The 18957-nt window shown below is 38.5% G+C and carries 16 protein-coding genes and 2 tRNA genes; 5 read left to right on the forward strand and 13 right to left on the reverse strand.

The features are described from left to right. The first annotated feature begins 54 nt into the window (after positions 1-54). The 3 genes from ACY650_RS07135 (at position 55) to ACY650_RS07145 (ending at position 5186) form a co-directional block, all read left to right on the forward strand. Entirely contained in the window at positions 55-2346 is a 2292-nt protein-coding gene (locus ACY650_RS07135) for a glycoside hydrolase family 3 N-terminal domain-containing protein (protein WP_462253187.1), read from the forward strand. After that, entirely contained in the window at positions 2346-3374 is a 1029-nt protein-coding gene (locus ACY650_RS07140) for an SMP-30/gluconolactonase/LRE family protein (protein WP_462253189.1), read from the forward strand. Before ACY650_RS07135 ends, ACY650_RS07140 begins: the two co-directional genes overlap by 1 nt. 90 nt (positions 3375-3464) lie before the next feature. Next, the gene (locus ACY650_RS07145; protein WP_462253191.1) at positions 3465-5186 is read left to right on the forward strand and encodes a T9SS type A sorting domain-containing protein; all 1722 of its coding nucleotides are present in this window, start codon (positions 3465-3467) and stop codon (positions 5184-5186) included. A gap of 61 nt (positions 5187-5247) precedes the next feature. Here the strand turns inward: ACY650_RS07145 and ACY650_RS07150 are convergent. Both ACY650_RS07150 and ACY650_RS07155 read right to left on the reverse strand, forming a co-directional pair. Next, positions 5248-5332: transfer RNA gene (locus ACY650_RS07150), tRNA-Leu, on the reverse strand. A gap of 124 nt (positions 5333-5456) precedes the next feature. Next, positions 5457-5529, reverse strand: a tRNA-Gly gene (locus tag ACY650_RS07155). Positions 5530-5903: 374 nt separating this feature from the next. Between ACY650_RS07155 and ACY650_RS07160 the strand changes: the two genes are divergently transcribed. Then, the gene (locus tag ACY650_RS07160) at positions 5904-6074 is read left to right on the forward strand and encodes a hypothetical protein (RefSeq protein ID WP_462253193.1); all 171 of its coding nucleotides are present in this window, start codon (positions 5904-5906) and stop codon (positions 6072-6074) included. Here the strand turns inward: ACY650_RS07160 and mutS are convergent. Then, positions 6071-8677 (reverse strand): DNA mismatch repair protein MutS, encoded by a 2607-nt coding sequence (mutS, locus tag ACY650_RS07165; protein ID WP_462253195.1) that lies wholly within the window; start codon positions 8675-8677, stop codon positions 6071-6073. The two genes, ACY650_RS07160 and mutS, sit on opposite strands and share 4 nt — an antisense overlap. Positions 8678-8824: 147 nt before the next feature. Here mutS and ACY650_RS07170 point away from each other — a divergent pair, with 147 nt between their 5' ends. After that, complete coding sequence (locus ACY650_RS07170) at positions 8825-9355, forward strand: RNA methyltransferase (RefSeq protein WP_462253197.1); 531 nt, start codon at positions 8825-8827, stop codon at positions 9353-9355. A gap of 2 nt (positions 9356-9357) precedes the next feature. Here ACY650_RS07170 and ACY650_RS07175 read toward each other — a convergent pair whose 3' ends face one another. The 10 genes from ACY650_RS07175 to ACY650_RS07220 form a co-directional block, all read right to left on the reverse strand. After that, complete coding sequence (locus tag ACY650_RS07175) at positions 9358-9810, reverse strand: hypothetical protein (RefSeq protein WP_462253199.1); 453 nt, start codon at positions 9808-9810, stop codon at positions 9358-9360. Between the two features lie 138 nt (positions 9811-9948). Further along, complete coding sequence (locus ACY650_RS07180) at positions 9949-10476, reverse strand: ferritin (protein WP_462253201.1); 528 nt, start codon at positions 10474-10476, stop codon at positions 9949-9951. 49 nt (positions 10477-10525) lie between these two features. Beyond that, positions 10526-10861: a hypothetical protein gene (locus tag ACY650_RS07185; protein ID WP_462253203.1), complete on the reverse strand. Its 336-nt coding sequence runs from the start codon at positions 10859-10861 to the stop codon at positions 10526-10528. Continuing rightward, the gene (locus tag ACY650_RS07190) at positions 10842-11027 is read right to left on the reverse strand and encodes a hypothetical protein (protein ID WP_462253205.1); all 186 of its coding nucleotides are present in this window, start codon (positions 11025-11027) and stop codon (positions 10842-10844) included. Before ACY650_RS07190 ends, ACY650_RS07185 begins: the two co-directional genes overlap by 20 nt. Before the next feature lie 179 nt (positions 11028-11206). Beyond that, entirely contained in the window at positions 11207-11644 is a 438-nt protein-coding gene (locus ACY650_RS07195; RefSeq protein ID WP_462253207.1) for a hypothetical protein, read from the reverse strand. Then, positions 11644-14115, reverse strand: coding sequence for a TonB-dependent receptor domain-containing protein (locus tag ACY650_RS07200; RefSeq protein ID WP_462253209.1), 2472 nt, complete (start codon positions 14113-14115; stop codon positions 11644-11646). The genes ACY650_RS07195 and ACY650_RS07200 overlap by 1 nt, the downstream gene beginning before the upstream one ends. Further along, a complete protein-coding gene (locus ACY650_RS07205) occupies positions 14096-15439 on the reverse strand; it encodes an HTTM domain-containing protein (RefSeq protein WP_462253211.1) in 1344 nt (447 codons plus the stop codon). The genes ACY650_RS07200 and ACY650_RS07205 overlap by 20 nt, the downstream gene beginning before the upstream one ends. Continuing rightward, the gene (locus ACY650_RS07210; protein WP_462253213.1) at positions 15439-16563 is read right to left on the reverse strand and encodes an imelysin family protein; all 1125 of its coding nucleotides are present in this window, start codon (positions 16561-16563) and stop codon (positions 15439-15441) included. Before ACY650_RS07210 ends, ACY650_RS07205 begins: the two co-directional genes overlap by 1 nt. 59 nt (positions 16564-16622) lie before the next feature. After that, entirely contained in the window at positions 16623-17852 is a 1230-nt protein-coding gene (locus ACY650_RS07215) for a DUF4856 domain-containing protein (protein WP_462253215.1), read from the reverse strand. A gap of 163 nt (positions 17853-18015) precedes the next feature. Continuing rightward, positions 18016-18954, reverse strand: coding sequence for a DUF6607 family protein (locus ACY650_RS07220; protein ID WP_462253217.1), 939 nt, complete (start codon positions 18952-18954; stop codon positions 18016-18018). Positions 18955-18957: the final 3 nt, after the last annotated feature.

The following is an 18957-nucleotide window of genomic DNA, read 5'->3' on the forward strand; positions in this document are numbered from 1 at the left end:
TATAATAGCACCCATTGATTGAATTTTGGATTCGAATACAAATAGCACTTTCGAATGAACAACACAATGTCAAGATTTGAATTATCAAAAATTGCCTTCACCCTAGCAATTCTATTTTTTACATACTCCTGCAACTTCAAAAGTCCGGAAAAAAGTGAATTTGATGATCAAGTTTCATCACTGATATCAAATATGTCTTTAGAAGAGAAAGTGGGTCAGATGACCCAAGTGACAATTGATCTTATACTCAAGGATGATTCCAATACTGAGGTGGACCCTGAGAAATTGAGAACCGCCATTCTAAATAAAAAAGTTGGATCAATACTCAATGTAAAAGGCAATGCATATACACTCAAAGAATGGCATGCTATAATCAATCAAATACAAGATCTGGCAACCAGCGAAACACCGAATGCTATTCCTGTACTTTATGGCATTGATGCAATACACGGCGCTAGCTATATTCAAGGGGGTACACTTTTCCCACACAACATTGGAATGGCTGCCACTAGAAATCCTGACTTAGCTGCTCAGTCTGCAAATGTTACTGCTCTCGAAACCCGAGCTGCAGGAATCAGATGGAATTTTGATCCTGTCGTGGGTATGGGTAGAGAGCCATTATGGTCACGCTTTGAAGAAACTTATGGCGAAGATGTTTACTTGACAAGTAGCATGGGTGCTAGTGTTATTCAGGCATACGAAAAAAATGACCTTAAGAAGACAGATGCCATTGCTTCGTGTATGAAGCATTTTATTGGCTATTCTGTCCCTGCCAGTGGTAAAGACCGAACGCCGGCCTATATTCCGGAAAGACAGCTCAGAGAAATCTTTTTACCTCCATTCCAGGCAGCTGTTGATGCAGGCACATCAACAGTTATGATTAACTCAGGCGAAGTAAATGGAGTGCCTGTTCACGGAAGCGAATTTTTCTTAAAATCAATCCTCCGTGACGAACTTGGTTTCAAAGGATTGGCTGTATCTGATTGGGAAGATATCATTAGGCTACATACAAGACATAAAATAGCAGCTACTCCAAAAGAAGCAGTTAAAATAGCTGTCAATGCAGGGATAGATATGAGCATGATTCCACTGGATTATTCATTTTACGACTACCTTGTTGAGCTCGTGAATGAAGGTGAAGTTAGCATGGCACGTATTGACGAAGCTGTTGGGAGAATACTTCAATTAAAATTAGATCTTGGGTTGTTTGACAATCCTTTGCCAGAAAATGAGGCTATCAAAAACTTTGGGAAAGAAGAATTTAAAGATTTGGCTAAACAAGCTGCATTGGAGTCTATAACCTTATTGAAAAATGAGTCCAACATTCTCCCGCTAAGTGGTAACAAAAGAATCCTGATTGCTGGACCTGGAGCCAACAACATCCCAAGTTTGCATGGCAGTTGGTCTTTTACATGGCAAGGAAACAATTCGAACTATTATCCTGAATCTACTCAAACAATAGTTGAGGTATTCAGCAGTTATTTTGCCGAGGAAGGATTTAATGGGAGTATCATTTCAAATGCCAATCCTGATTTTAACCATCCTGATAATTACAATACATCAAAATTGATCTCGGATGCAAAACTGGCTGATGTGATTGTACTATGTCTCGGAGAAAATTCATATGCAGAAGGGCCTGGTGTCATCGATGATTTGACATTAGATAAAAAGCAAATTGAACTTGCAAAAGCAGCTGCAAGTACTGGAAAACCTGTTGTTGTTGTTTTAGTCCAAGGAAGGCCAAGAGTAATATCTTCTATTGAGTCTGAAATGGATGCAATCGTAAATGCGTATCGCCCAGGGAGTCAAGGAGCATCGGCTATTTTAGATGTGCTAACTGGCACATATAATCCGTCAGGTAAATTGCCATATACCTATCCTAAAATGACTGGTGACATTGTTTTATATGATCATAAGTTTTCAGAAACAATTAGAGAAGATCAACCAAACACATATGGCAGTGGTGCTTATCGACCGCAGTGGCCATTCGGGCATGGCTTAAGCTATACCTCATTCGCGTATTCAGATCTTCAGCTAAGCACTACTTCAATCAAAGAGGATGGAGAAGTTGAAGTCAGCGTCAACGTGGCAAACACTGGAGAAATTGAAGGACATCACACGGTAGAATTATATGTAAGTGATAGATATGCAAGCGTAACACCTAGCAATAGAAAATTGAAAGGTTTCAAAAAAATAGCACTTGATGCAGGCGAGAGTAAGGTTGTTCAATTTAAATTGAAAGCTTCAGACCTTTCTTTTGTTGGCTTAGACAATGAATGGAGAACTGAAGCAGGAGAATTTGATATTAAAATTGGAAATCTAACTTCAACATTTAATTTGCAATAATGCATCACAATCAACTTATTAAAACTGGCTTAATACTTCTTCTATGCTGGAGTTGCGGCCAATCCAATCAATCAGAATCGACTGAATCAGTCGAAAAATATCCAACTATCGGATCAGTAGAACGACTAGATCCGGCAATAAATGATATCGTTTCTCAAGATGCCAAAGTAGAAATTTTAGCGGAGGGATTTCTTTGGTCTGAAGGCCCTGTTTGGGTCGAAGAGCTTAACTCTCTTTTATACTCAGATGTACCAGCTAATACTGTTTACAAGTGGAATGAATCTGATGGCAATCAAGTTTACCTCAAACCATCTGGTCATACAGGCATAGAGCCTTCATCAACTACTGGAGGAGCGAATGGACTTGCATTAGATCTCAATGGTGATCTATTGCTATGCCAGCACGGGGATAGAAGGTTGGCACGAATCAAAAAAGAACAACTCAGCATAGAGAACCCGGAATTTATATCTGTGATCAATCGATTTGAAGATAAAAGATTCAACAGCCCAAATGATCTAGCAGTGGCCAGCAATGGTGATATCTATTTCACAGACCCTCCATATGGACTTCAAAAGCAAGACGATGATTCGCTAAAAGAATTGACCTATAATGGAGTATATAAGCTTGCTATAGATGGGACATTGACACTTCTTACCGATGACTTAACCAGGCCAAATGGCATAGCTCTTTCTCCTGATGAGCAAACATTATATGTTGCCAACTCAGACTCAGAACGTGCCATATGGATGGCATACGACCTATCAGAATCTGGAGTAGAAAATGGCAGAGTTTTCTTCGACGCAACAGATAAAGTTGCAACGCTCGAAGGTCTGCCTGATGGACTCAAAGTCAATAAAGACGGGATCATATTCGCAACAGGACCAGGAGGTGTTTATGTTTTCGATCCAAGTGGTAAACATTTAGGCACAATATTGACTGAACTTGCCTCAGCTAACTGTGCGTTAAGTGACGATGAAAAAACGCTTTATATGACCACCCATAAGTACCTTACTCGGATAAAGCTTTAAATAAATAACTTCAAAACCTTGATGTTTATGTAATCAATCATTTCAAAGAAATGTCCAATGAGATTTTATCTTTGAGGTAAACAGATTACGATGGGTAAAAAACTCTTCCCTATTTGTGCGTTTGTATTAATAGCAAACTTTACGTTTGCCCAGTCTGCCCCAATCGTTATTGATGGCTTGTTTGATGACTGGACATCTAATCTTGCCACATATTCTGAATCCAGTGAATCGATTGATGGAATTGACCTGCTGGAATTCCAAGTAACTAATGATGAAGACTACCTGTTCTTAAAAATTAAGGCCAACGCAGAATTTGACTTAACGGAAAACCACCTGATCTCGCATGAAATCGGTTTATTCATCGATGGTGATAACGATGCTGCAACAGGGTTTGCTAGCCAGGAAGGATATGGTACAGAGCTAGGGCTACTTTTTTACGACCTGTTTGCTCACTATAATGTCCCAGAATACAGCCAGGTAAGTATGAACGATTTACAAATGCAAGTTGCACCGACGGTAACCTCTGATGAATTTGAAATTGCTATACGAAGAGATGTGATTCCTGATGGGCAATATCCTTTGTTTACCTCTTCTACCATCAAGATTTTATTCAAAAATGACATTAACGCAGATGCATTGCCTGTAGATGGAGAAGTATTTAGCTACACTTTTGACGATACACCTGTTACCCCGTACACTCCAATCACTCTTGAAAAAAATGAGGCTGATGATATCAGGTTCTTAGCATACAATACGCTGTTCAATGGTCTAGAGGATGAAGATCGAATCATTCATTTTGAGCGAATCATCAAAGCAATAAACCCTGATATCATGGGATTTGTAGAAAGTGGTGTAAGCAATTTATCTAATATCAAATCCATGTTTGATAGTTGGCTGGATACAGAAGACCCCAACGGTTGGTATACCGAGATCAATGGAGGTGAGCTGATTGTATCTAGATGGCCGATTATTAAAAGATGGGACCTTGAACGTCAATTTCCTGCATTAATCGATTTACCTGATGAATATGAAATGGACATTGTGTTTACTAATGCACACTTGAGTTGTTGCAGCAATGAAGATTCTAGGCAAAATCAAGCGGATCAGTATGCGAAGTTTGTTCTGGATCTAAAATCAGGAGGTGAAGTTCAAGAAAACACCCCCTTCGTTTATTCAGGTGATCTCAATTTGGTGGGCTTGGCACAACCATTAAACACATTGCTAGAGGGAGATATCGTCAATACATCAAGTTACGGTTCTGGAGGACCACTAGACTGGGATGATTCTGATTTAAAAGAGTTGAATGCACTGCATACGGAAGCACGTCTAAATTATACCTGGAGGTCTGATGATTCACCTTTCCCCCCAGGCAAGCTTGATTTCTTTATCTATTCTGACTACACCTTAAGTCAAACCAAATCATTCATTCTATTGACAGAATCGATGCCAACAGAAACCTTGGCTAATTACGGACTGCAAGCAGGTGACTCTTTTGGAGCTTCTGATCACTTGCCTGTTGTTTCAGATTTTCAAATCAAACCTAATTTGAATGTATTAAGTGCTTCTCGTGCAGACGATAAGAAGCTATTGGTTTACCCGAACCCTGTAGAGGATCTATTAAATATTAGATTTGAAAAAGAAGGAATATACCAAGTACAGATTTACTCGTCAATAGGAGCAGAAGTTGTGAATACCACCGTTAAAGGACATAAAGCTTCAATAAATACAAATCAAATAAGCAAGGGGCATTACATTGTTAAGATTTCAAATCAGTTTGGTAAGAAAGCTTCTTTGAGTTTTGTGAAAGATTAGCTAGAGCCTTAGCTAAAATAAAAAAAGCCCCTGAAAATCAATTGATTAACAGAGGCTTTAGTACCTCGGATGGGACTTGAACCCATACGACCGCAATGGTCACAGGATTTTAAGTCCTGCGTGTCTACCAATTCCACCACCGAGGCATGTTCTATTTTAGATTCAATCGATTTTCGATTTTAGTGATAAATGATCCACCATTTAACAAAAATGGCCCCAAAGGGCCAAAATTCTAAAATCATAAATCTTTTCAATCTACAATCTTTATTGAGCGGGAGACGGGATTCGAACCCGCGACCCCAACCTTGGCAAGGTTGTGCTCTACCAGCTGAGCTACTCTCGCTTATTCTATCAAGCTGTGCTTGCTTTTCCTTTGAAAAGGACTGCAAATTTATACGAAGCATCAATATTTACAACGATCTTGCTAAGAATTTTGAACATTATCTAACATCATACATTAGAATAGGTCTTTTTGCAAAATTCTAAGTCTACGCTAGGTTTCATAATAACAAATCTAGAGGCGCTATTTCTACCAATTAACCTTCAATTTGGATGAACCACACATATGTTTCGAGCGATTATTTTGAGTCAAAATTGACTAGTTATTTGACCTAGTTTAAATCTGGTAATTACCTGATTATTAGTGACTCCCAATTTCCTCACTTTTGTATTGTTCATTTAAGAAATAGTTAAAAACTACACCAAAACGATAAGAAAATGTTTAGAGAAGAAATTGAAATGACGTTAGAATGTGCAGTGAAAGTAAGAAAACACCTAGTTAGATTACTTGAGGGAAACAGCAACTCTGAACTTGAAGCTCAGCTTCAGTATGTAAACAGCTTGATCATGGAGGCTGACTCTATGCAAAGCAAAGTTTTGGCTGCTTAAGATCCTTTAAGCACTTCCTTTAATTCATTCAGCTTTAATAAAGCCTCCACCGGTGAGGTGGAATTCACATCGACTTTACGAAGTATATCCAACATGCGTTCCATACGTGGGTCTGCTTCAAACAAATTCATTTGGAACTGCTGAGTAGGCAGTTCTTCTAATTTCTGACGATCTGAGTCAGTAAGCTTTTCTTTCTCAAGATGCTTTAATATTTCATTCGCTCGAATCACAATTTCGTTGGGCATGCCAGCCATTTGGGCTACATGAATACCGAAACTATGCTCACTTCCCCCTTCCACGAGCTTCCTCATAAATATCACCTTATTCTCCAGTTCTTTAACAGAGACGTTAAAGTTCTTTACTCGAGGTAAATCTTTTGCAAGCTCATTGAGCTCATGATAGTGTGTAGCAAAGAGTGTCTTAGCCTTAGCTTTCGGGTGATTATGCAAATGCTCCACAATTGACCAAGCAATGGAAATGCCGTCATACGTACTTGTCCCTCTTCCAATTTCATCCATCAACACCAAGGAACGGTCACTCAGATTGTTGAGAATGCTAGCTGTCTCTGTCATTTCAACCATGAAGGTGGATTCGCCTCTGGAAAGGTTGTCTGAAGCTCCAACCCTGGTAAATACTTTATCCACCAATCCAATCTTGGCATAACCAGCGGGCACAAATGATCCAATCTGCGCCATCAATGTAATTAAGGCGGTTTGGCGTAGAAGAGCAGATTTACCAGCCATGTTAGGACCTGTGATGATCATCACTTGCTGAGATTCATTGTCCAGGTAGAGATCATTGGCAATAAAGTCTTCTCCTTGCGCTAAGTTTCTTTCAATTACCGGATGCCTTCCTTCCTTAATGTCAATGACCTTATCTTCAGAAATATTCGGCCGACAATAGTTGTAAGATTGAGCCTGCTGGCTGAAGCATGATAGGCAGTCGATTTGAGCGATTACTTTGGCATTTTGTTGGATGGCATCGATATAAGTATGTGCAAATGCCACCAACTCCATGTAGAGTTTTTGTTCGAGAACTGAAATTTGAGACTCCGCATTAAGAATCTTTTCCTCATACTGTTTCAGCTCTTCAGTAATATATCGTTCTGCATTAACAAGCGTCTGTTTTCTAATCCATTCCTCAGGCACTTTGTCCTTATGGGCATTGGATACTTCTAAATAGTATCCAAAAACTTTATTGTATGCAATTTTAAGCGAACTAATACCTGTTCGTTCAATCTCTCGGTCTCGAATTCCTGCTAGAAAGTCTTTTCCAGAGGTAGAAATTGCTCTCAACTCATCAAGTTCGGCATTCACACCAGTCTCAATTACCCCTCCTTGATGCAATTGAAGTGGAGCATCATCCTTGAGCTCGCTATCAAGTTTTTCAGTAAGCTTATCGCAAGGATTGAGTAAGTCAAAGAAAGCGTTGAAAGACTTTTTATCTTTTAGGAGCTCCCTAATGGGTAGAATCTGCGCAAGGCTTTTCTTCAATTGAAGGAGTTCTCTAGGATTTACTCGGCTAGTAGCGACTTTTCCAACCAGCCTCTCAAGATCTCCAATTTTCTCTAAGTGTTCTCTGATCGATGACTGCAGCTCATCTTCGTCTTTTAGCGTCTCCACGATATCCAGTCGCTGATCAATTTCAGGCTTACTCTTCAAAGGAAGCACCATCCATTTTCTCAAGAGCCTACCCCCCATTGGAGTCAACGTCTGATTGATCGTGTCGATTAAAGAAATACCGTCAGGTTGTGCAGATTGTATTAGCTCAAGGTTTCGAATAGTGAATCGATCTAGCCATACATATTTATTCTCATCGATTCGAGCTATCGACTTTATATGATTTGTCTCTTTGTGCTCAGTTTCATCCAAGTAATAAAGAATAGCACCTGCAGCTAAGATTCCTTCTGAAAGTTCTTCAATCCCATAACCTTTGAGGTTAGGTACGTTGAAGTGTTTGGTCAGCTTTTCGTATCCGTAATCTTTACTAAAAATCCAATCCTCTAATGGGAAAGACGAAAAGTGTTCTCCGTATTTGGTAGCGTACCAGTCACGGTTGGGTTTTGGGTATAAAATTTCTGATGGCTGAAATCCTCGAATAAGTTTATCAATGTAGTCTTCTGTGCCAGCAGAAACCAAAAATTCACCGGTAGATAAATCCAAGAAGGCAACACCACATCTATCCTTGTCATAGTGAATAGCAGCAAGAAAGTTATTCTTTCGTTGGTCAAGGACATTATCATTCAAGGACAGACCTGGTGTAACCAATTCTGTAACTCCTCGCTTTACGATCCCCTTGACGGATTTCGGATCCTCCAGTTGATCACAAATGGCTACTCGATAACCAGCGCGCACCAACTTTGGCAAATAGGTGTCCATGGCATGATGAGGAAACCCGGCCAACTCCATTTCCTTTTGCGATCCATTCGCACGTTTAGTAAGTACAATATCCAGGGTCTTACTTGCCTTAACAGCATCCTCTCCAAAGGTCTCATAGAAGTCTCCAACTCTGAACAAAAGAAGTGCACTTGGGTACCTACTTTTGATCGTATTGTACTGCTTCATTAATGGGGTCTCTTTCGCTTTGGTCTTGGTGCCTGCCATGCAGAAGGTTAAGTTTAATTTTGGCAAATAGATTGCAATATTAACTCGAAATGAGCATGATTGCGCAAAGTTCAAAATGGGAGAACCATTTCTTAGAAAATATGCTGTTTCCAACTAGAATTTTTATGGACCATACCTAATTGATTGATGAGAAAAATTAAGAATGAAGAGCTAAATCGTCTTTCTACAGAAGAATTCAAAAATGTAGAGAAAAACCCAGTAGCATTGGTACTTGATGATGTTCGTAGTGCAATGAATGTGGGTTCCGCATTTCGAACTTCCGACGCATTTTGCATCGAAAAAATCTATTTGTGTGGCATTACGGCACAACCGCCTCATCGTGAAATAAATAAGACTGCGCTTGGCGCTCAAGACTCAGTAGATTGGGAGCATAAAGAAACCGTTCAAAGCTGTGTGGACGAGCTGAAAAATAAAGGATATCAAATTGTAGCAGTAGAGCAAGCAGATGAAAGTACTTCCCTGCTTGACTTTAAGCTTGAAGATGGAGCCAAGTATGCATTGGTTTTTGGAAATGAAGTATTCGGCGTAAACGACAAAGTAGTTGAAAGCGCAGACGTTGTGCTAGAAATTCCTCAGTACGGCACCAAACACTCGCTTAATATCTCTGTGAGTATGGGGGTTGTTCTTTGGGATTTTGTATCAAAATTGAAAGGGTAGCATTAACCTCCACCTCCAAATACGACTGTTGTGCTTGAGTACGAGGTACCATAGTTGTAAACCAAGTTTCTTACTTGATTGAATGCGTCGATCATTTGATCCTTATACAACTCTCTCAATGGATGTGCATATACAGACCAAAGAATTCCATTTGATATTGCGTATTTAGCGTCCAATGCTCGATCAAAATTCGATTCCATTAAAGTTTTGAGATCCTCCTCAGACAACTTATCCTCTTCCACAACTGGTGCCATTATTCTCATCAGATTAGCCTCCTCGTCGACAATTAGAAAAAGTTGCAGCTCACCAACACTGTATTGAATCATGTTATCCGCCTCCTTTACAATAGTAGCCTCTTTGGCTAGTATCAATTTCAAATCGTCGAAAGTGGTGTCTTGTGCTGATGAAAAAAGACAAGCGGCTGAAAAGATAAATATTGCAGTTACTCGAAGCATACAGTGAATTTATTGAATGACCAATCTGAAGAAGTAACGAATTAGATTAATTATTGGTCTAACGTCACGCTCATTACTTCATGCCATAAAAAAAGGCTCTTCAGATTGAAGAGCCTTTATATGTTCTGTGAAGGTATATCAGCCTCCTTCGTATTTAATATCTAGGATTCGTTCTTCAAACATTCCGAGAGCAATTTTGTCTTCTCCCAAAACGTCGAACAACTCAAGCGCTCTTCTCGCAATGTATTCTTCCTCAATTTGCTCCTGAACAAACCATCTCATGAATTCTTCAGTCGCGATATCGTTATATTTTCTACACTCTCCTACAATTTCATGGATAGAATCTGAAACAGCTATCTCATGCTCAAGTGCCTTTTCAAAAACCTCTCTTAAGGATCCAAAGTCATGTTGACTATCGCCAACTGAAGGTGAAATCGCATCACACTCCATATCACATAAATAATGGAATAGCTTAAGTTGATGTTTTCGCTCCTCTTCAGATTGCTGGAAGAAAAACTCTGCACTATTATCATATCCTCTCACATCACACCAAGCAGCCATTGCTAAGTATGCAGATGAAGAATGTGCCTCCATTTTAATTTGTCTGTTGAGAACATTTACAATTTCCTCTTTCAGTACATGGTGTCTTCTTAGGATATCTTTCATATGCTTATGTGCTTTTTATACTCTTGATACATAACAACTAAATAACCACTCAAAAGTTAAAAACATTCTTTCTCAGAATCTTATGAATGGCACTATTAAGTGCTAAGGTATCGAACGTACCGTTTAGAAGCTCTCTAAATTGCAGTATCTCATGTAAACTCAATAGAAGAAAACGATCACAATGTGGTAGGTGTACTACTTCTATATCTGGAGCAGAGCTTTCCAGTAATTCAACAATATCAAATGCCATGATCTTTTTTCTGAATGTAAACAGGTCACATAGCTTGAACGCAATCTCCTCCTGATCAAAAGTCAAGTAAAAACTGTCAGTAAGCTCACATTGAGCTATTGAAGCACTTTTCGTTTTAAATATCTCTTCCTGCATTTTGGCACATTGCGTATAGTGTTGGACATGATTTACAGTATTTACCCTTCTTCTTCATGTACTTAAAACAGCACTCTTTTTTCAATTTCTTACCCTTCTTTTTTTTCTTCTGAAGGTGCTCCTCATAGAGCTTTGAAACCGGAAGTTCAACAGGGATACTACTCATCAATTCTCCTTATTTAGATAAATTCTAAATAGAGTACAAACGTAGCATTCAAACGTGAAGTATGCAAGCTTATTTAGAATAATTCTAAATGAATGCTAAGGGCGATAAGCATTCATTTCGCTTTGCACAAAAATTCATCTCAAAATGGAAAATTTCTCCCTTTAAAAAGGAATCCAATTCTAAAATTCTTGATTCCAAATAGTTGAATCATTTGGGATAGTGATCTTAATGAAATTATGCTTTGTCGTGTTATGGCATAGGTTGCACGAAGCGATCATAAGCTCATAGTTGTCCAAGAAAAGAACCTCATCCTTTTTTCGAATAGCCTCTTCTACTTTTTCGATTTTAGGCATAAGCATCGCCTCAGAAAGATTACTTAGGTTGTAATCATCGTGAATAACATTTCCTTCTATCAATTGCTCTGTAACCTCCTCCAACTCGTGTGTATAAAAGTCTGCAAGCTCCCAGTTTTCGTTCTTGCCGGCCAGCCAAAGTTTATGAGAAAATCGCTGATAGTATCCCATAGTTTCTAATACCGGATATTCTTCTACTTCTTTCTTTTCTGTGTTAGGGGCACAACCAAAAGCAATAAAAGTAAGCAATACGAAATATTTCATCAGATCTTAATTTCAAGGGTTAAATAAAAGTTTCTTGGCTCTGAAGGTATTATTCCAGGCCCTGGATAACCTGTAGCTCTGCGAGTGAAATAGCTTGTGTCAAGCAAATTATTTACTCCAGTTTCAATCTTGAATTGATTAAACTTATATGAAAGTGAAAAGTCCATGATCGAATAAGCAGGGATTTCTCCAATAATTCCATTTCGATTATCAGTATCAGCAGGGATAGCTGAGTTTTCCACATCGGTAAATTGCTCGGATATGTAAGTAAATTGAAGGCTACCAAGTAGATTTTGGTATCCAAATCTTAAACCAGTTTTTAGGTTTATAGTTGGAATAAATTCAACCTTTTTCCCTTCAACATTATTTTCATCTGAATCTAGGTATGATGATTCTGTAATTGCAGAATTAACAAACCAATTTAGTTTATGCTTCGTAGTTGAAAGTGCCAGAGTTTTAGCCAAATTCCAATCAGCAAAAAATTCAACTCCAACTATCAGTGCTGTTCCTATATTTCCTCTAACTCTGTTGGCCCGATCATCTAGAATGATCCCAATCCTATCATCATAAAAAAGTCCATATCCTCCAACATCATAGGAAATCAATTCTCCTAATTTTCCTCTAACTCCTAAATCAAATGTAAAACCCCGCTCATCCGAAATCTCCGGGTCAATGATGAAAGTAGGGCTTGTCACTCTGATATCGCTAAACGTAACTGAGCGATAGTTTTGTGAAAGATTTGAATAGATCTCAACGTTCTCGTTTGGCTCAAAGCTTGCCCCTATTCCTAAGAGGATAAATGAGCGCTCAAAAACACGATTATCAGTAGTATCACCAAGCGGTTGAACATTACCAACCAAATCAACTCCTTCACGATTATAAATGCCAGCACTTTCAGTTCTAATATATTCGTACCTAAAGCCTGGTGTTATAGAGAGTCTATCATTAATAAATAGAATATTCTCTCCAAAAAATGCCAAGTTTCTGTTCGGAAATGTAAAGTCAGACTGATTTATATAATTAGGATTTTCATTGGTTGCTAAGCTAAAATTTGCGTCTGTACCTCTGCTTCCAGGACCTTGTATACTGCTATTATTCGCATCGTAATATTTTGACCCCAATAGTAAAACCGCATCGCTACCCTTAAATCGATATCGTGTTAGGTATCTTACCTCAGCTCCCCAATTCTCAAACTTCCCTTTGATTAAATCTCGTGAAAAGAAATAGCTACCGTCAGTATCTTGCTCATCCACTTGGGTGATTGGATTAAGGTTCAGTTCCGTAGGATCTCCTCTAAATCCAACGGCATTTCTTCCAGCGTTCAGTGCAAAGAAGTTGATACTAAGATCACTACGCTTTGATAATTTATGGTTAAGCTTCAATGAATAGAGTTTCCAATTCACTTCAAACCAATTTCGGGAACGATTACTAAAATTAGGATCTGCTCTGAATTGAGTATCCGTTAAACCTCCTGGCTGTTGTGCTAAATAATTGAGTGAAGTAAACTCAAAATTGATTGAGGTTTTTTCTGTGAAATTGTAATTAAAACTTCCAAAGTAGTTGGTTGATTCGAATTCAGCATTTGGTCTAAATCCATCTCCCTTTTTGTAATTGATATAGGTGTAATAAGAAAATTTACCTACTGTACCACTCAAAGAATTGAAGGTGTTAAATAAGCCAAATGAACCAATTGATTGTCTTGCTGTAAATGCTATGGGTTCTTGAGAAGGTTGCTTCATTTTAAAATTTATTAGGCCTCCAAACTGAGTGCCGTATTGAAGCGAAGCTGCTCCTCTCACAACCTGTATTTGACTTAATGCATCCGCAGGAGGCGTATAATAACTTTCTGGATAACCCAAGACATCAGCACTGATGTCGTATCCATTTTGTCTCGTATTAAAATTAGAAGTTCTATTGGGGTCGAGCCCCCTTCCTCCAATATTCAGCTGCAATCCAGCATCAATACTTTCATAGATATTTAAACCCACAACCTGAGAATAAATCTGTCTTGCATTGTTAGTGGCTGCATTTCCAACCATTTGATCAAGAAGTACCACTTCTGTCTTTTTTCCCGCATAAATAGCAGTTCCCACAACCGGTTGTAAACGGGTTAGAGCAAAAATTTCTTCACGTTTCTGGCTTATTACCACTTCGGAAAGTTCTTGCTGAAATACCCTCATTGGAATAGTAATGTTCTTGTCTCCTGAAATATCCAGCTCTTCCTCCAATGTCTGATACTCTAATGAGAGTATTACAATTTTATGCTTACCTTCCTTTAGGTTGTTTATCTCAAAGTATCCCTTTTCGTTTGTTGAAGTCAACTGACTGCTAGTTCTATCATAGACTTCGGCGTTAGTAATTGGCTGATTACTTTCCGAATCAACTATTGTCCCTGACAAGGTATACTGTGCCAATACCTGGCATGACAGCAGAAAGAATATTATCGCTATGCTAAATGCCTTTGATTTCATCCTTGAATGGAAGTATCCAGTTTTTGTGATTGAATGATTCCTTGCATTTGGTTAGATCAACTGTTGGATCGATATATGGTTGACTTCTTCGCCCATTAAGCGCTACATAGCTTTCAACATATACCTCAACTTCTTTCCCTTGAGTTAAAAAATGATCGCGAAGATAATGAGCATATTCCAGAATAAAGTCAGGCTGAGTTGCCATCTGCTTCTCTTGAAAAGAGGTTAGGAAATCACTATTGTCGATATAGAATGTTTCGTTATTAGTTCGATCATAAATCTTAAAATTGGCATAGCCCGCTTTTTCAATTAACATGACTCTCCAAGAAAATCTAAAGCCTTCTTCAGTCCAAAACAATTCTTCAGGATAGGCCAAGTATCTCCATGGCATCAGGAGTTGAATTGTTAAGAATAAGCCCACCAATTTCAACTTCCATGCTGGAGTTGACACCAGGCTTACATCCGTTTTTGTATTCTTCAAGAAACCTTTGATTGGCTTTGAAATCACAGTTATAATCTTCTCATGTAGAGTTGGATCGAAAAAAATGAGAGCGCTAACGATCATGATATATGGAAACATCCCTATTGGGAAAAGGACTCGTGTTAGCAAATGAAATATCACAACCAATACAAAAGCTACGGTTCGTGTTCGTTTCCAAAAAAGCAAAAGCGGAATCGTTAAATCATACAATGCACCTCCCCAACTAAATGCATAAATCAGCCATTCTTGGTGCAAGAAATTGCCTAACAATGGAACATCATATTTACCTGGAAGCCATATTTTAAGGGGCATTGCCTCAATAAGCCAATCAGAATTAAGTTTTGCCAAGCCAGCATAGAAGTAAACGATTGCTAATAGAATTTTTATGCTATCAATACTCCAAGATGGAACTGTGATTGTGTGTGCGTGTCTTGAGTCCCATGAGCAATACCTTCCTGCAGGTAGAAAAATCATTAAAAAGCCGAGAATACTGATAAAATAGTAGTGATTCAGATAAGTGGTTTTATCCATCAGCTCGATATAAGTAAAACTCAAAAAGAAAATGATGATGGATAATTGATATCTTAATCCGACAGCCACTGCAAGTGCTGATAATCCACATATAATGAAAATCAGATAGGTGTAATTGCCTATTGGCTGAACCCATTCGAAACCGTAGTAGGAAAAAAAGAAATTTGGTTTAACATAAAGCTTATCAATCCATCCATTTGCCCAAAAACGGATAATGCTTATAAGCATCATTAAGCCAAATAAAATACGAAAGACTGCCAGTGGGGCAGCCTTAGTTGTTTTTAGAAAATATGGTGAATTGAGGAATACCATCAATCCCCATCTGCATCTACAAAGTCAACGCGAATATTTAGCGCCTGAAGCATATCAACTTTAAGATAGACGACATTTTTTTGAAGCTCATCATAGGTCTCTAACATGACAGTATTATCAGTATTTACCTGATCACTAAAATTCTCAGAAAGCGTTTCTGCTTTTGCTCTTGCTACTTCTAATTGTGCATTAATCAATTCTCCTAAATCTTCACCTTCACTCACCGTATTAAGAAAATCTAAATAGCTTTTAAAACCTTCTCCTTCGACGGGAAGATTTGAATTTGGAGATTTTCCGTTAAAGAAATCCTTCATCGCATCTAGTCCTTCCATAAAGAGATCTTTGGACCTTCCGCTGTAAAGACCTTCGACTTTATCGGCTTGCTTATCGCTCGAAAATACGCCGGCTGGAATACCAATTTTTCCAGCTCTTAAGTGCTTTTCGTAGTAGAAAATATAATCGTTAGTCAACTTGTTCACTGAAGCAGTAGCATCAGTTCCATTATTGTTAACGAATTCATCTCTATAACCATTATTCCAATCGTCAAGAACTGTCTGGGCTAAAGTTGCTAAGCGATCTGAAAGATCTGTTAGGTAAGTGGCGTAGGGCTTATTACCTGTCTCTTGAGAATATAAATCTATGATTGCTTGATCATCTGCTTCTATTCCATACAATAGATATTCAATAGCTGGAAATCCCTGCTCGTCTTGACGATTTACAGAGGTTAAATCATAACTACCTGACTCAATCGTAGCGACCAAGTCAGTAGTGTTTGTAGGGTAAACATTTGTGAAATTGATTAAGGTAAGTTCTTCAGCTTTACCTATTTCAAAAAGTGCAACATGCTGCCACGCAACATTTGCATCGTACCATGCATCACGTGCGTTATTAAGTGATTCTGTAGATGGATTCGTAGAAAAAGCATCAACTGCATCACCTAAATCTGTCAATTCAGAAACATACGTTTGATATCCTGGAACAATAATATTATCAGCCCAATTTACAAGCATAGCTCCTCTGTCGAAGTTATCCCCGGATTGGCCAGGATCATCATCCGAACAAGCAACTAATAGTGAACTCAGCACAATTGCCAGACCTAGTGATAATAATCGCATCTTCTTCATTTATTGTCCATTTAATATCAAAAGGGGATATCTCTATCCCCTTCAATGTTTTAATAATTTTAACTTCCAGCCTGAGCTACAGTGAATTCAAACTCAGCTGCAATCTCACTTGAAAGGTTATCCAATGTTGTTGTGGTCACATCCCACAGACCATTAGTTCCACCCATCAAGTCACTGATCATATTTTCAACTTCAGATCTTGTGAAGTAGGGAAGTTCACTATTCGGTCTCCTTGTAAACTGAAGACTGTAAATGAATCCATATCCTTCAGAAAGATCATGGAATACAGAAGCATAATCTATCGTATTGGATTCCAGTCCAGCCTTACCTTGTTGTAGATAATAAACAGCTCTTACTGCAATAACTGTCGATACTTTCTCTCTGATGATTTCAGCCTGAGCGTCTCTTGTTGTATAGTCTCTTGCCACAATTGCAGCTCTTCCTAGTTTGAATGCATTAAATAAATCATCAGCAATCCCTGCAAAATCATCATCGCCTTCAACTCTCCCAATGTATTTATTCAAGAAGCTATCGTCATCTCCTATTGTTGGATTCGGATTGGCTGTATTTGCAGATGTACCATATGCATATCCGTATGCTTCATCCCACTTATGTTCCATGTTGGTATATGTCTTTCCATCAGCCACCGTACCAGCATCGTTGTCTTCAACATTGGTACCAGCATCTAGTACTGATGTGCTTACATAATTGTTCACGATTTGGTCAACCATTAATGCGCCAATCAACCCTTTGTTGAACGCTTGATTGTACTCCAGACCTTTCTCATTTACATATCTTGTAGATCCTCCACCTGCTTCTTGGATAAAACCAGCTTGACCAGCAGCAGCTTCAGTTTCCCATTCAGGGAATACATCTGCTACTTGTGCAGAAATCCACTCATCGAAATCTTCTTTAATTGCAGTGGCATCAGTAGTATTTGCAGAAAAGAAATCAGCAGATGCCGCAGTTTTACTTCTTACACTTTTATCAGAAGCATTTAATCCGAAGCCTGTTGCATCTTCAAAATCATTAGCACCTTCTACGTGCGCATACATTGCGTCAATTGTAGCCTCACCAAGGGTATTATCCTTAAGTGCGTCAATGACTTCCTCTCCCATAAGAATTCTAGTAGTTTGACCGCTGAAAGAAACGGTGGAAGAACCATCTCGTTCGAAAGCATAAGTCTCTGGCTCATTGATGGAAATGCTTCCACCGTCATCATCTCCACAGCTGACAAGAGATATTGATAGCCCAACAAATAGGGCAAGAAATAATTTGTTCTTATTCATGATTTTATGTGTTTGCAAAAATATGTTTTGATCTTCTGTTTAGAATGATTCTAAACAATGCAAAATTGAATCTGGAGAAGATTCTCTGCAATCGCCATCAATAGGGAATATTTTATCACTAGTTATAGTGATGAGATCACTATAACTAGTGAGTGTGATTTCACTACCTGCCAGAAGCAAGCTGGGTATCACCCTTTTCCGAGAGATGCATTTGAATGACTTTACGAATTTCAGTTTTAGAAGTAGACTCACTATAATTTTCTCCTTTCATCTGATCTCCGAGTTCGAATAACCTCATAAACATGATCTTGTCATCTACCTTCATATTTAGTGAAAGCTGTTTTTTACTAGCAAAGATTTCATCCCAAATACTTCTTACGTCCGCCCAATACTTATGATTTTCATTCCACCAAGCTACAGCAGTCGAACACTGAGAGTCTTCAACTTTAGAATATGTATTCAAACCCTTTTCGCTTGCGAGTCTTCTATCAGATTCCTCTCTCATGACTTTTTGATTGTCTTGTTCGTGAATCCAGCCAAATTCAGTGATTTCGTGCCTGTTTTTACGAACCATCACATTATAGTCGCTTCGTTTACTAAATTCTCTTCTTGGAAGTGGAGCATCTGCTTGAGATTCCCAATAGTGCTTCCCATCATAATGGACCCATGTAGCACTTCCTTCATATCGGGGACTATCATCTACTTGAAATACTTTTTGAGTCCATTGACCTTTTACTTGATTCGCTGAAAGTTGCTTGTAATTCCATGTATTGTTTTTGTCATACAAGTACACGTCTTGATTCTCAAAGAGCCAATCTTGTCTCCAGTGTTTAATTATCATCGTATCTCCAATTACTAAGAGATGTTGTAATACAATCTTATCCTTTTCATTTATCACCGGGAAAATCCATTCCAACCCACCAGAATAGTAATTATCATGATATTCATATGATTTTTCTTCCGCAAACGTCTCTGCGAAATTGAAAGAAATTTCATAGCAGCCGCACATCCCAAGAATTGATTCAATGTCTTGTTTTTTCTTTTTCTGTGCATGGCCTAAAAGTGCGATCAAGCACAATAGTGTTGTAATTATTTGTTTCATTGC

The organism is Ekhidna sp. (assembly GCF_963691765.1).
Classification (GTDB): Bacteria; Bacteroidota; Bacteroidia; order Cytophagales; family Cyclobacteriaceae; genus Ekhidna.

What these genes read in the sequence shown, in the direction of transcription:
- ACY650_RS07135 (WP_462253187.1), top strand. Translation starts at nt 55, where the DNA reads ATGAACAACACAATGTCAAGATTTGAATTATCAAAAATTGCCTTCACC.
- ACY650_RS07140 (WP_462253189.1), top strand. Translation starts at nt 2,346, where the DNA reads ATGCATCACAATCAACTTATTAAAACTGGCTTAATACTTCTTCTATGC.
- ACY650_RS07145 (WP_462253191.1), top strand. Translation starts at nt 3,465, where the DNA reads ATGGGTAAAAAACTCTTCCCTATTTGTGCGTTTGTATTAATAGCAAAC.
- ACY650_RS07160 (WP_462253193.1), top strand. Translation starts at nt 5,904, where the DNA reads ATGTTTAGAGAAGAAATTGAAATGACGTTAGAATGTGCAGTGAAAGTA.
- mutS (WP_462253195.1), bottom strand. Translation starts at nt 8,677, where the DNA reads ATGGCAGGCACCAAGACCAAAGCGAAAGAGACCCCATTAATGAAGCAG.
- ACY650_RS07170 (WP_462253197.1), top strand. Translation starts at nt 8,825, where the DNA reads ATGAGAAAAATTAAGAATGAAGAGCTAAATCGTCTTTCTACAGAAGAA.
- ACY650_RS07175 (WP_462253199.1), bottom strand. Translation starts at nt 9,810, where the DNA reads ATGCTTCGAGTAACTGCAATATTTATCTTTTCAGCCGCTTGTCTTTTT.
- ACY650_RS07180 (WP_462253201.1), bottom strand. Translation starts at nt 10,476, where the DNA reads ATGAAAGATATCCTAAGAAGACACCATGTACTGAAAGAGGAAATTGTA.
- ACY650_RS07185 (WP_462253203.1), bottom strand. Translation starts at nt 10,861, where the DNA reads ATGCAGGAAGAGATATTTAAAACGAAAAGTGCTTCAATAGCTCAATGT.
- ACY650_RS07190 (WP_462253205.1), bottom strand. Translation starts at nt 11,027, where the DNA reads ATGAGTAGTATCCCTGTTGAACTTCCGGTTTCAAAGCTCTATGAGGAG.
- ACY650_RS07195 (WP_462253207.1), bottom strand. Translation starts at nt 11,644, where the DNA reads ATGAAATATTTCGTATTGCTTACTTTTATTGCTTTTGGTTGTGCCCCT.
- ACY650_RS07200 (WP_462253209.1), bottom strand. Translation starts at nt 14,115, where the DNA reads ATGAAATCAAAGGCATTTAGCATAGCGATAATATTCTTTCTGCTGTCA.
- ACY650_RS07205 (WP_462253211.1), bottom strand. Translation starts at nt 15,439, where the DNA reads ATGGTATTCCTCAATTCACCATATTTTCTAAAAACAACTAAGGCTGCC.
- ACY650_RS07210 (WP_462253213.1), bottom strand. Translation starts at nt 16,563, where the DNA reads ATGAAGAAGATGCGATTATTATCACTAGGTCTGGCAATTGTGCTGAGT.
- ACY650_RS07215 (WP_462253215.1), bottom strand. Translation starts at nt 17,852, where the DNA reads ATGAATAAGAACAAATTATTTCTTGCCCTATTTGTTGGGCTATCAATA.
- ACY650_RS07220 (WP_462253217.1), bottom strand. Translation starts at nt 18,954, where the DNA reads ATGAAACAAATAATTACAACACTATTGTGCTTGATCGCACTTTTAGGC.